Source organism: Ferrimonas lipolytica, from assembly GCF_012295575.1.
Taxonomy (GTDB): Bacteria; Pseudomonadota; Gammaproteobacteria; order Enterobacterales; family Shewanellaceae; genus Ferrimonas; species Ferrimonas lipolytica.
Genome location: NZ_CP051180.1, coordinates 484,746 through 496,892 on the forward strand (window position 1 = coordinate 484,746; position 12,147 = coordinate 496,892).

The 12,147-nt window shown below is 50.2% G+C and carries 11 protein-coding genes and 8 tRNA genes; 16 read left to right on the forward strand and 3 right to left on the reverse strand.

The annotated features are described in order from the left end of the window. Positions 1-53 precede the first annotated feature (53 nt). The 7 genes from HER31_RS02300 (at position 54) to maiA (ending at position 7,010) form a co-directional block, all read left to right on the forward strand. Positions 54-1,262: a trans-sulfuration enzyme family protein gene (locus HER31_RS02300; protein WP_168659092.1), complete on the forward strand. Its 1,209-nt coding sequence runs from the start codon at positions 54-56 to the stop codon at positions 1,260-1,262. Then, complete coding sequence (gene phhA / locus HER31_RS02305) at positions 1,246-2,040, forward strand: phenylalanine 4-monooxygenase (RefSeq protein WP_238786881.1); 795 nt, start codon at positions 1,246-1,248, stop codon at positions 2,038-2,040. The genes HER31_RS02300 and phhA overlap by 17 nt, the downstream gene beginning before the upstream one ends. Before the next feature lie 8 nt (positions 2,041-2,048). Continuing rightward, the gene (locus HER31_RS02310; protein ID WP_168659094.1) at positions 2,049-2,384 is read left to right on the forward strand and encodes a 4a-hydroxytetrahydrobiopterin dehydratase; all 336 of its coding nucleotides are present in this window, start codon (positions 2,049-2,051) and stop codon (positions 2,382-2,384) included. A gap of 176 nt (positions 2,385-2,560) precedes the next feature. Then, a complete protein-coding gene (gene tyrR, locus HER31_RS02315; RefSeq protein ID WP_168659095.1) occupies positions 2,561-4,111 on the forward strand; it encodes a transcriptional regulator TyrR in 1,551 nt (516 codons plus the stop codon). A gap of 171 nt (positions 4,112-4,282) precedes the next feature. Next, the gene (gene hppD / locus HER31_RS02320; RefSeq protein ID WP_168659096.1) at positions 4,283-5,356 is read left to right on the forward strand and encodes a 4-hydroxyphenylpyruvate dioxygenase; all 1,074 of its coding nucleotides are present in this window, start codon (positions 4,283-4,285) and stop codon (positions 5,354-5,356) included. A gap of 25 nt (positions 5,357-5,381) precedes the next feature. Further along, positions 5,382-6,368: a fumarylacetoacetate hydrolase family protein gene (locus HER31_RS02325; RefSeq protein WP_168659097.1), complete on the forward strand. Its 987-nt coding sequence runs from the start codon at positions 5,382-5,384 to the stop codon at positions 6,366-6,368. 3 nt (positions 6,369-6,371) lie between these two features. Next, positions 6,372-7,010, forward strand: a complete 639-nt coding sequence (maiA, locus tag HER31_RS02330) for a maleylacetoacetate isomerase (RefSeq protein WP_202983627.1) — start codon at positions 6,372-6,374, stop codon at positions 7,008-7,010. Positions 7,011-7,081: 71 nt separating this feature from the next. On the opposite strand, the gene HER31_RS02335 is transcribed toward maiA, so the two are convergent. From HER31_RS02335 to HER31_RS02345, 3 genes are all read right to left on the reverse strand, one after another. Beyond that, complete coding sequence (locus tag HER31_RS02335; RefSeq protein ID WP_168659099.1) at positions 7,082-7,957, reverse strand: LysR family transcriptional regulator; 876 nt, start codon at positions 7,955-7,957, stop codon at positions 7,082-7,084. 76 nt (positions 7,958-8,033) lie between these two features. Beyond that, positions 8,034-9,248, reverse strand: coding sequence for an MFS transporter (locus HER31_RS02340; RefSeq protein WP_168659100.1), 1,215 nt, complete (start codon positions 9,246-9,248; stop codon positions 8,034-8,036). A gap of 62 nt (positions 9,249-9,310) precedes the next feature. Then, on the reverse strand, positions 9,311-9,538 hold the full coding sequence (locus HER31_RS02345) for a hypothetical protein (protein WP_168659101.1): 228 nt from the start codon (positions 9,536-9,538) through the stop codon (positions 9,311-9,313). A gap of 164 nt (positions 9,539-9,702) precedes the next feature. Between HER31_RS02345 and gltX the strand changes: the two genes are divergently transcribed. From gltX to HER31_RS02390, 9 genes are all read left to right on the forward strand, one after another. Next, positions 9,703-11,112, forward strand: coding sequence for a glutamate--tRNA ligase (gene gltX, locus HER31_RS02350; protein WP_168659102.1), 1,410 nt, complete (start codon positions 9,703-9,705; stop codon positions 11,110-11,112). A gap of 82 nt (positions 11,113-11,194) precedes the next feature. Continuing rightward, positions 11,195-11,270, forward strand: a tRNA-Ala gene (locus HER31_RS02355). Between the two features lie 46 nt (positions 11,271-11,316). Then, a tRNA-Glu gene (locus HER31_RS02360) sits at positions 11,317-11,392 on the forward strand. Between the two features lie 81 nt (positions 11,393-11,473). After that, positions 11,474-11,549: transfer RNA gene (locus HER31_RS02365), tRNA-Val, on the forward strand. 42 nt (positions 11,550-11,591) lie between these two features. Further along, positions 11,592-11,667, forward strand: a tRNA-Glu gene (locus HER31_RS02370). A gap of 35 nt (positions 11,668-11,702) precedes the next feature. Further along, positions 11,703-11,778 (forward strand) — tRNA-Val (locus HER31_RS02375). A 36-nt stretch (positions 11,779-11,814) separates the two neighbouring features. After that, positions 11,815-11,890, forward strand: a tRNA-Glu gene (locus HER31_RS02380). Between the two features lie 35 nt (positions 11,891-11,925). Next, a tRNA-Val gene (locus HER31_RS02385) sits at positions 11,926-12,001 on the forward strand. Between the two features lie 36 nt (positions 12,002-12,037). Continuing rightward, positions 12,038-12,113, forward strand: a tRNA-Glu gene (locus HER31_RS02390). The last annotated feature ends 34 nt before the right edge of the window (positions 12,114-12,147 follow it).

Genomic DNA, 12,147 nt, shown 5'->3' on the forward strand with positions numbered 1-12,147 from the left:
GGACACAACTACACCTCTAATTATCGTCCGGCATCTTAAATGGGGAGAATTCTATGGATGCATCAATGCACCCAGAGACTTGTGTTATTCATGGCGGCCACCAGCGTGATAGTAGTGGCAGCCTTACCACGCCATTATTGCAAACAGCGACCTTTGCTTTTGATGATTGCCATAGTGGTGGCCAGCGCTTTGCTGGGGAGCAAGCGGGACCCATCTATACTCGGCTAGGTAACCCAACCACCAACGAACTGGAACGCCGCATCGCTTTGCTTGAAGGCAGCGAGGATGCTTTGGCGTTTGCTAGCGGCATGGGGGCAGTGGCAGCGGCGCTATTGGGAACATTGCAAAGTGGTGATCACTTGATTGTGGCCACCTCTTTGTATGGTTGCAGTCACTCACTGGCGACCGAACAGCTGCCGCGGTTTGGGATTGAAGTGACCCAAGTGGATTTCGCTCAGCTGGCAGAAGTTGAGTCGGCTATTCAAGCCAATACCAAACTGATGCTGCTGGAAACGCCGGTCAATCCGCACCTGCAAGCCTACGATCTGGACAGCTTGGTTTCGATAGCCAAAGCACACGACATCATTACAGTGGTCGACAACACTTTTATGACGCCACTGCTGCAAAAGCCACTAAGCCATGGCGTTGATCTGGTGCTCCACAGTGCCACCAAATACCTTAATGGCCACGGTGATGTGATCGCCGGTTTAGTGTGTGGCCGTGCTGAGATGATAGATCCCCTTCGTAATCAGATCCGTAAGGATTTTGGGGCGGTGCTTTCGCCCCATGATGCGTGGTTGATATTACGAGGCATGAAGACCCTAGCGCTGCGGATGGAACGCCATTGCGACAGCGCTCTTAAAATAGCCCGTTATTTACAAACTCACCCAACGGTGGCCGCGGTGCATTATCCGGGCCTAGAGAGTCACATGGGCTACGGCTTGATCGGCACTCAGATGAAGGCCGGTGGCGGTGTTGTCGCGATTGAATTATGTGGTGACTATCAAACCGCCTTGAGCTTTGTCGATGCCCTAAGGTTGTTCACTATCGCCGTCAGTTTAGGGGATCCAGAGTCGTTGGTGCAGCACCCAGCATCGATGACTCACAGCTGTTACCAGCAAGAGGAGCGACGGGCGGCGGGGATCAGCGATAACTTAGTTCGTTTGGCGATTGGCCTCGAGCATTGCGATGATCTAATTGCTGATCTCGAACAGGCACTTAGTCATTGCCATACCAAGGAGCGGCGTGATGAAACAGTCTAAATACCAAGCTCGAATGCCCAATGCCGATGGCATCATCGATTACCCCGCAGCGGAACATCAGATCTGGGCCGAGCTGGTGGAGCGTCAACTGACACTGCTGCCTGGGCGAGCTTGTGACGAGTACCTGAAAGGGCTCGACACCTTGGCATTACCAACCGATAGAATCCCGCAGTTGGGGGAAGTGGATAAGGTGTTACAGCGTACCACCGGCTGGCAAACTGCACCGGTACCAGCGTTGATTTCGTTCGAACGATTCTTCGAGTTATTGGCCAGCAAACGTTTTCCGGTCGCTACCTTTATCCGCACACGGCAAGAGTTCGATTACCTGCAAGAGCCGGATATCTTCCATGAGTTGTTTGGCCACTGTCCGTTGCTGACCAACCCCGCCTTTGCGCATTTTACTCACACCTATGGCAAGCTTGGCTTGGCGTCAACACCTCAGCAACGGGTCTTCTTGGCACGATTGTATTGGTTTACGGTTGAGTTTGGTTTGGTTGAGACCGAGCAGGGAATGCGGATCTATGGGGGCGGGATCCTGTCTAGTCCGGGTGAAACTCACTATGCGCTGTCGCAACAACCAACCATCAATTCGATGTCTGTGGTAGATGCGATGCGAACCCCATATCGTATCGACATTATGCAACCTATCTATTACGCCCTAACCAATATCAATCAGCTCTATGATTTAGCTCAACTCGATTTGATGGCATTGGTAACTCAGGCGCAGCAACTGGGGCTATTTGAGCCGCAGTTCCCATCCAAACAACAAGTAAGTTAAGGATAACCATGACCACGTTAAGCGAGATGAAATGCGAAGCCTGCCAAGCGGGTGCCCCACAAGTGAGTGATATAGAGTTAGCTGAGTTGATAGGGCAACTGCCGGATTGGTCTACTCCGGTCCGCGCCGGTGTAATGCAGCTAGAGCGCGTTTATACCTTTAAGAATTTTAAGCAGGCTTGGGCATTCAGTAACAAAATTGCCGAGTTGGCAGAAGCGGAGTTTCACCACCCAGGGATTTTATTAGAGTGGGGGAAAGTGACAGTAACCTGGTGGACCCATGCCATCTCTGGCCTGCATCGCAATGATTTCATTATGGCGGCTAAGACTGATCAATTACTCTAATTGGCAGTACGCTGGGCGTTACAGCCCAGTTCTGTTGCGTTAACCCTGAAAAGTGTGATGGTGTCGACGAAAAGTCGGCATTTTTGATCTAGTTATCACTATGATGTACAGCAATTTTTACAGTATTATCCGACAGACTGCTCTCAACAATCAGATCAAAATAAAGGGAAGAGCCGATGCGGATACGAGTAAGTTGCCAAGACCGAATTGGATTGGCTAGGGAAATTCTAGAGGTTCTGGAAAAGTACAATATCAACGTTAATGCGATTGATGCGGCCAGTGAAGGCTTTGTGTATATGCAATTGCCAGCCCCGTCATTCGAACAGCTGCAAGAGTTGATGCCAATGTTACGGAAGATCCCCAACGTAACCGACGTACGCACCGTACCGTACATGCCATCGGAGCGGGAACATTACGCGATGGAAGTGCTGCTGAAAACGTTGCCAGATCCAATCCTCTCGATAGATCTTAAAGGTAACCTCAATACGGCCAATGTTTCGGCGCTAGCGGTACTAGGTTGTGAGCTTGATGAGGTAATCGATCAACCAGCGGCGAACTTTATCCATGGCTTCTCTTTCCTACGGTGGTTGAGTGCGGATGAGGTGTTACCCCAAGCTACCAAAGTCAATATTCACGGCAATCAGTTTCTTGCTGAAGTGCTGCCAATCGATCTGCCCGATGATGAGGGCACAAGTATCTTAGCTGGCGCAATGGTGCAGTTAAAATCTCCAGCTCGAGTAGGTAAACAGTTTAAGGCATTGCGTAAGCGCAGCAGTGGTTTTGAAACCATGATTGCTGAGAGCGAACGCATGCAACAACTTTTGGAAGAAGCGTCTCGTATGGCGCAACTGGACGCGCCCCTGCTGATCCTTGGTGAAACCGGCACCGGTAAAGAGCAGATGGCCCGAGCCTGTCACCAAGACAGCTTGCGGCACGATAAGAGCTTCGTGGTGATCAATTGCGCCTCGCTGCCCGATGACGTAGCCGAGAGTGAGTTGTTTGGCTTGGCTTCAAGCCCCGGTGAAGTGGTTAAACGCGGGGTGATTGAACAAGCCAATGGCGGCACAGTGTTCCTTGATGAGGTCGCGGATATGACGCCAGCGCTTCAAGTGAAGTTGCTCCGGTTGATTCAAGACGGGCACTTCCGCCGAGTCGGTGATGATGCTGAAATTAAGGTCGATATTCGTATTATCTGCGCTAGTCAGAAGGATCTATCAGAGCTGTGTCAGAAAGGCGAGTTTCGTGAGGATCTCTATTACCGCATCAACGTACTGAATCTGCATCTACCGCCGCTACGTGATCGCAAAGCTGACATCGTCCCATTAGCTGAATTGTTTATGGAGCACTACAGTGAGCAGCTTTCTACTCCGTTACGTCAGCTTTCCTCTGAGTGTCGAGATTACATTAAGAACTACGCTTGGCCCGGCAATGTGCGACAGCTGAAGAATGCTATCTTCCGTGCGGTATCGATGGCCGAAGAGCGGGGCGATTTGAGTCCTGAACAACTTCGGTTGCCGGCATGGAGCGAAGGCTTTGGCTACTTTGACCAAGAGTTTGAAGGTAGCCTCGACCAAGCGGTAAAGCAGTTTGAAGCTAACCTTCTACGGCGCCTGTATCCAGCCTACCCATCCACTCGTCAGCTGGCTCGCAAGCTAGGGGTTTCGCATACGGCCATCGCCAATAAGCTACGAGAGTACCGAATTGGCAAACAGCGCCAAACAAGCTAGCTAATCTATTGATAAATAGACGGTTGTCACCGCCTGTAAAGGCTAGGTGACAACCTCATACCCTCTCAAGGTAATGTGATTCAAGTCACATTGTTTATTGTTCGAGTGCAAATGAGGTAAACCAGTATCTAACGCGTAACGCTTGCGCATTTCGATAATGGAGATCTTCACGTGACTCAAGCCAACCCAGATTGGAACCCACTTGCCACCGACGGCTTTGAATTTGTTGAATACACCGCCCCGGATGCAGCTGGCATTACCGCGCTTAAAGATCTGTTTAGCCATCTTGGTTTTGCTGAGATAGCCAAACACCGCAGCAAAGAAGCCTGGCTGTACCGTCAAGGCGATATCAATTTCATTATTAACGCCCAACCCCATTCGCAAGCTGCCGAGTTTGCTAAATTACATGGCCCAAGTGTCTGCGGTATGGCGTGGCGCGTGGCTGACGCTGGCGCTGCATTGCAATACGCACTAGATAATGGCGCTACTGAGTTTGCTGGCAACATCGGCCCAATGGAGCTGATGATTCCAGCAGTGGAGGGGATTGGTGACTCAACCCTCTATTTCGTTGATCGCTATGGTGAGCGTTCTATCTACGATGTCGATTTCATCTTCTATCACGATTACAAACAGCGCCTCAGTAGCAAAGATACTGGTTTGTATGAGATTGACCACCTGACTCACAACGTATTCCAAGGCAACATGAACAAGTGGGCTGGCTTTTATGAGCGCATTGGTAACTTTCGTGAGATCCGATACTTCGATATCGAAGGCAAACTGACAGGCTTAGTTAGCCGAGCGATGACTGGCCCATGCGGTAAGATCCGAATTCCAATTAATGAATCGTCTGACGATAAGAGCCAGATCGAAGAGTATTTGCGTGAATATCAAGGTGAGGGGATCCAGCACATTGCCATGAGTTCCGACAACATCTATGAAACCGTGCGGAAACTGCGTGCTGGCGGCATGGAGTTTATGCCGACACCGGATACCTATTACGACAAAGTGGATGAGCGTGTAGCGGGTCATGGCGAAGATTTAGCGGCGATGAAAGAGCTCAAGGTGTTGGTGGATGGCGCACCAAGTAAAGATGGGATCTTGCTGCAGATTTTTACTCAGACGGTGATTGGCCCAGTATTTTTCGAGATTATCCAACGTAAGGGCAATGAGGGGTTCGGTGAGGGTAACTTTAAGGCCCTGTTTGAATCGATTGAAGAGGATCAGATCCGCCGTGGCGTGATCTAGCTTGTTGCGAGTTAAGGAATAACAGATGAAGTTAGCAACACTGAAAAATGGACGTCGCGATGGTCAGTTAGTCGTGGTTAGTAAGGATCTTAGTCACGCCGTTACTGTCGGGGATATTGCCGTAACGATGCAACAAGCCTTGGACGATTGGGCAACTGTCGCACCGCAGCTCGAACTTGTGTCCCAGCAGCTCAATCTTGGCCAACGCAGTGACGCCATCGACTTCGACCAAAACGCTTGTTTGTCACCATTGCCACGAGCCTATCAATGGGTTGATGGCAGTGCCTATGTCAATCACGTAGAGCTGGTTCGTAAGGCGCGCGGAGCCGAGATGCCAGAGTCGTTTTGGACTGATCCGCTGGTTTACCAGGGGGGCTCAGATGCCTTCTTAGCACCGCGGCAAGATATTGAAATGGGTAGCACCGACTGGGGCGTCGATTTCGAATCTGAGGTGGCGATTATCACTGATGATGTGCCGATGGGGTGTAACGCCGAGCAGGGCTTAGAGCACATCAAGTTATTGATGTTGGTTAATGATGTGTCATTGCGAAACCTTATCCCAGCTGAGCTTGCTAAAGGCTTTGGATTTTATCAATCCAAGCCATCGAGCGCGTTTTCACCGGTGGCAGTAACCCCGGATGAGCTTGGCGACGATTGGCGCGACGGTAAGGTACATCTACCATTGATTACCCACCTCAATGGTGAGCTGTTTGGCCGCCCTAATGCCGGAGTCGATATGACCTTTGATTTTCCTACGTTGGTGGAGCATGCCGCGAAAACTCGGCCATTGGCTTCGGGTTGCATCATCGGCTCGGGTACGGTCTCAAATTACGACCGTAGCGCCGGTTCTTCATGCTTGGCAGAGCTGCGAATGTTGGAAATTATTGCCGATGGCAAGCCGTCTACGCCCTTCATGCAATACGGAGATATCGTTAAAATTGAAATGGTTGCCTCAGATCAGTCTATATTTGGATCAATTGAACAAACGTTGATTCATTATACAGGAAGCTAGATGATCAAATTGTATGGGTACTGGCGTTCAAGTGCCGCGTATCGTGTTCGAATCGCGTGTCATCACAAAGGCCTAGCCTTTGAGAACATCTCCGTTAATTTGGTTAAGGGTGGCGGCGAGCAGTTTTTGCCCGGGTATTCAGTCCTTAACCCTAATAAGTTGGTTCCAACCTTGGTGGATGGCGATCGGATTTTAAATCAGTCCTTGGCCATCATTGAGTATTTGGATGAGGCCTATCCAGAAAAGCCGTTATTGCCTGAGCGGGCGTTCGATCGAGCGCAAGTTCGGGCATTAGCGAACAACATAGCTGCGGACTGTCATCCACTGAATAACCTACGGGTGTTGAAGTACCTTGGAAACGAGTTGGGGCAGGAGCAAGAGGCAAAGACCCGCTGGTATCACCATTGGGTTACCCAAGCCTTTGATGGATTGGAGCTACAGCTTGAGCACAGCGCTGGCTTATTTTGTTTTGGTGATCAGGTTACCACTGCAGATCTGTGTTTGGTGCCTCAGGTGTATAATGCAGAGCGGTTTAACGTGCCCATGGGGCAATACCCGCGCATTAGGGGAATCGTCGAGCGTTGTCGAGCTTTGCCTGCATTTGAATTAGCTCAACCAGAGCTGCAGCCGGATGCAGTATAGGCACACAATAAGGGCAGCCTAGTAGCTGCCCTTATTACATCTGCGGTGTTTGTTCCGGCTGAACTTAAAAGTCAGTCAGTCTTCTGTTCAAGCAGGAAGTCGAGGAAGGTACGATCGGCTTGAGTTAGGGCGCGGCCGCTCTTCCAACCAACATGAAGATCCATGTGGATAGGTTCTTTAAATGGCAGAGCCTTAATTTCTGGGTCGTTCTCGACCACCATCTTCAGGACGGTGGTAATAGCAAAACCTTGGCGGACAATGCTTCGAATCAGTTCGAGGAGGTTCGTTTCGAAGGCAATCTCAGGCTTTTGGCCGGTTTCAGCTGCCATTTCATGTACCAGCTCGCGGTGGTAATAACCGCGTTTAAACATGACCAATTCATGCTGGAAAAACTCCTCCCAGCTGATCTCATCTTGCGACGATAGTGGGTGCTCGTAACCGACCGCAGCGACCATCTCTGCTCTGGTTAACGGAACTGTCTCTAAACCGTATTGTTCACCCGGTTGGGCAATGATGCCGATATCAACCTCATCACGCTCAAGCATGCCGCGGATTTCGCCAGTACCAGCTTCGTACATCGACAGCTTAAGATCGGGATAGCGATGATGGAATGCCATCAACAATGCAGGGAAATAGTAGGAACCGATCATACCTGGTAACGCGATGCGTACTTCGCCGCGGTCCAAGTCACGCAGACGAGCCATCGCTTGAGTGGCTTGTTCTACTCGCTGCAATATGGCTTGAGCATGGGGCAACAACTCACGCCCTTCTGCGGTCAGCTGCACCCGCTTGTCTTGCCGATGTAACAGCACCAGGCCAAGATCTTTTTCGAGTTTTTTTATTGCGGTGCTAACGGCGGGTTGAGCAACCCCTAAGACCTTTGCTGCACGTGTGAAGCTGGCGTGTTCAGCAACCATGACAAAATTACGTAATTGGCGGAGATCCATAGCTTTATTGCATCCGTTTATATCGACCGTGCTAACACTATGACAGCAGATATAAAAGTCTCAAGTCTTCAATGCGTTATTGCTCAGTTATTTGCGAAGAAATATGTTCACGCCATAAGGTTCTTTGATAATGATGTTTATAAAATTGCCACGTTGCAATAAGCCCAAGCAAAGCGGAACCCGCCAGAGCCAAGCGGGTATCGATTAGCGCTAACAGTGACCCGATGATGGCCATAGCAACGTTGCCTATGCAGAAGGTGGTGGTCATTAATCCCATCAGTTGCCCCTGGCCACCACCATCACTGCCCAATTCTGATAGGTAACTGGGTAACATGGCGTTAAATAACGCGATAGAGGCACCGATAACGATAAAGGTCACTAAGTAAAATTGGGGTAGCAAGGTAAAACACAGCAGCGCAATGGCGTAGACAAACATCGATAGGCAAGCCGTAGAGGCCATGCCAAAACGTCGCTTAATCGGCATGACCAATAAGGTCGCTGCGATGATCATTGAGGCGGTGATAATGACCGTGCTCCAGGCAATCTGCATGCTGTTAAATCCCAACATCTCCACCTGCAGTACTGGATAGAACTCGTAGAAGCCATTAAGCGCTAACATCAGCGCGAGGTACATGTAGAAAAATGGTTTGATGGTCGGTAGCCGGATTAATGACAAGCTGTGGCTGCTACCCTCACTAGCCGTCGGTTTATCCGCAGGGAGCATCACAACAATCATTACTACTGAAATCAAACACGCTAAGGCCGCTACTGCAAAGGCGAGCTCGGCGCCCATGGGTAATAGGAAACCGCCAATTAGTGGGCCGACAAGATAACCGGCATAGCTGGTGGCACTGAGCAGTGAAAAGGCACGAGTACGGTCAATGGTAGGGTGTAGATCCGCTGCGATGGCGCGGGCGATACTGAGGTTGCCCTCGCACAAGCCGGTAAGCAGACGACTTAGGCAAAATAACACAAAGCTTCCCTGCATTACGGCAAATGCCGATAGAAGGTAACCAAGGACAGCGCCAAACATCGTTATTGCTAACGCTTTTTTACGGCCGATACGATCTGACCACGAGCCGATAATGTTACTGCCCACGAGAATGCCCAAGGGGTAGATTGCCAACGATATTCCCAGTAACAATTTGGGAGGCAAACCAGCGAAACTCGCCAATGGGTGTTGCAGCTCAATAAAAAGCGGCGCGAGAATGGGATAGGGCAGGGCGATGCCAGAAACGCTGATAAGTGAAACTGCGAGCGTCACCAGCAGCGTTTTTCGAGCTTGTTGCATTTGGTCAGCTTAGATTTAATAAAGTTTATTGTTTATAAATTAAACCAGCTGGCGCATTTTGTCTATTTTTCCTGCATGCGAGCTAATACGTCGTCACTGGGAATAAGCGCTAGATGGCCCTGCTCATCGAAATACCACCCTTCGATATAGCCTTGGCGCTGCATCCGTTGAAAATCATGGATGATCTGCTGCGCCTCTAGTTGCGCTTGCTGTTCATCAAGGCCGTTGACGCGTTTAAGATAACTGCTGATGCTGGCAAGCGGTGCCGACTGGGAGATGTTATCAGACATGGCATACTCCAATTCTCCATTAGACCTACCCCCAATGTTAGAACAGATAGCCGCCTCGGCTCACAATCAAATTGGATTAGCGTTGGTGCTGCTCGATGAGGCTGCTAAACTATCGTGCTTAAATGGCCTAAGGCCTGTTCCATGAACTGTTTTTCGAGACGAATATGACCGTAAAAACTCGCTTCGCTCCAAGCCCAACTGGATTTTTGCATGTTGGTGGCGCCCGTACTGCTCTTTACTCTTGGCTATATGCCCGTAACCAAGGCGGCCAGTTTGTGTTGCGTATCGAAGATACTGACATCGAGCGCTCCACTCAGGAAGCTATCGACGCCATTATTGAAGGTATGGATTGGCTCGGATTGAACTGGGAAGAGGGTCCGTACTATCAGACCAAGCGTTTCGATCGCTACAACAGCCTGATTGACCAGCTGCTGGAAGAGGGCAAAGCCTACAAATGTTATTGCTCGCGCGAGCGTTTAGATGGTTTGCGTGAACAACAGATGGCTGATGGCGAGAAACCTCGTTATGACGGTAAGTGTCGTGACGGTGCCGAGCATGACGCAGACGCGCCATTTGTTATTCGTTTCCGTAACCCACAAGAGGGAACGGTAACCTTTGATGACCACGTGCGTGGCTCGATCGAAGTGGCTAACGGCGAGTTGGATGATTTGATTATCCGCCGCACCGACGGCAGCCCAACCTATAACTTCTGTGTAGTGGTTGATGACTGGGATATGGGTATTACTCAAGTTGTTCGTGGCGAAGACCACATCAACAACACCCCTCGTCAGATCAACATCTATCACGCTTTAGGCGCTCCAGTACCGGAGTTTGCTCACGTATCTATGATCTTGGGTGACGATGGTGCCAAGCTGTCTAAACGTCATGGTGCAGTTAGCGTGATGCAATACCGCGATGACGGTTACCTGCCAGAAGCGCTATTGAACTATCTTGTACGCTTAGGCTGGTCTAACGGTGACCAAGAGATCTTCTCTAAGCAGGAGATGATCGAGCTATTCTCGTTAAAAGCGATCAGTAAGTCGGCGTCCGCATTTAATACTGAAAAACTGTTATGGTTGAACCAGCATTATATGAAGACCATGTCCGCCGATTATGTCGCAGAGCAATTGGCTTGGCATTTCAACGATCAAAAGATCGATGTTGCCAATGGCCCCGCTTTGACTGAATTGGTGCCAGTAATGGCAGAACGCTGTCATACACTTAAAGAGCTGGCAGAAAGTAGTCGTTATTACTATGAAGACTTTGCCCAGTTCGATGCGGCGGCAGCGAAGAAGCATTTGCGCCCAGTAGCTCAAGCCCCGCTGGAGCTGGTTAAAGACAAATTGGCAGCACTTACTGACTGGAATGCAGAAGCAATTCACCAGTGTATTCAAGATGCTGCGGCTGAATTAGAGCTTGGTATGGGTAAAGTTGGTATGCCACTGCGCGTTGCCGTTACTGGTGCCGGACAGTCTCCAAGCTTGGATCAAACCATATTGCTCATAGGTCAGACACGCGCTGTTGAGAGAATCGGCAAAGCGGTTGAATTTGTAGCAAACAGAGCAAATTCCTGAAAAACGTGTTGACTACTTAGGGGTGGATTCCTAAAATGCGCCTCGCACTGACGGGGATGACCTTGAAGAAGCAATATGGCTTGGGGCTATAGCTCAGCTGGGAGAGCGCTTGCATGGCATGCAAGAGGTCCGCGGTTCGATCCCGCGTAGCTCCACCAAGTTTTTAATAAGAGGCCGCTTATTGAGCGGCCTTTTATATCCGGGGTCCCCTTCGTCTAGAGGCCTAGGACACCGCCCTTTCACGGCGGTAACAGGGGTTCGAATCCCCTAGGGGACGCCACTTATTTTGTGGCTCATCCAAAATGGATGAACACTGATATTTTTGATATTGCCTAGGCCGGCGGTATCAAATCAAAGAATTGGGCGATTAGCTCAGTTGGGAGAGCACCTGCCTTACAAGCAGGGGGTCACTGGTTCAAGCCCAGTATCGCCCACCAATTCTTATACTCTTGTCGTCGGAGTTTAAACGATGGTCCGGGGTCCCCTTCGTCTAGAGGCCTAGGACACCGCCCTTTCACGGCGGTAACAGGGGTTCGAATCCCCTAGGGGACGCCACTTTTTCAAATGATGTGTTGTTTAACATGTTGTTTGGGCGATTAGCTCAGTTGGGAGAGCACCTGCCTTACAAGCAGGGGGTCACTGGTTCAAGCCCAGTATCGCCCACCATTTTCTTTAGTTCGGAATTAAAACGAACTGTCCGGGGTCCCCTTCGTCTAGAGGCCTAGGACACCGCCCTTTCACGGCGGTAACAGGGGTTCGAATCCCCTAGGGGACGCCACTTTTTCAAATGATGTGTTGATTAACATATTGTTTGGGCGATTAGCTCAGTTGGGAGAGCACCTGCCTTACAAGCAGGGGGTCACTGGTTCAAGCCCAGTATCGCCCACCACTTTCTTTAGTTCGGAATTAAAACGAACTGTCCGGGGTCCCCTTCGTCTAGAGGCCTAGGACACCGCCCTTTCACGGCGGTAACAGGGGTTCGAATCCCCTAGGGGACGCCACTTTTTCAAATGATGTGTTGATTAACATATTGTT

Excerpts from the sequence above, each read along its gene's own strand:
- HER31_RS02300 (WP_168659092.1), top strand. The coding sequence starts at position 54 with ATGGATGCATCAATGCACCCAGAGACTTGTGTTATTCATGGCGGCCAC.
- HER31_RS02310 (WP_168659094.1), top strand. The coding sequence starts at position 2,049 with ATGACCACGTTAAGCGAGATGAAATGCGAAGCCTGCCAAGCGGGTGCC.
- tyrR (WP_168659095.1), top strand. The coding sequence starts at position 2,561 with ATGCGGATACGAGTAAGTTGCCAAGACCGAATTGGATTGGCTAGGGAA.
- HER31_RS02325 (WP_168659097.1), top strand. The coding sequence starts at position 5,382 with ATGAAGTTAGCAACACTGAAAAATGGACGTCGCGATGGTCAGTTAGTC.
- HER31_RS02335 (WP_168659099.1), bottom strand. The coding sequence starts at position 7,957 with ATGGATCTCCGCCAATTACGTAATTTTGTCATGGTTGCTGAACACGCC.
- HER31_RS02340 (WP_168659100.1), bottom strand. The coding sequence starts at position 9,248 with ATGCAACAAGCTCGAAAAACGCTGCTGGTGACGCTCGCAGTTTCACTT.
- HER31_RS02345 (WP_168659101.1), bottom strand. The coding sequence starts at position 9,538 with ATGTCTGATAACATCTCCCAGTCGGCACCGCTTGCCAGCATCAGCAGT.
- gltX (WP_168659102.1), top strand. The coding sequence starts at position 9,703 with ATGACCGTAAAAACTCGCTTCGCTCCAAGCCCAACTGGATTTTTGCAT.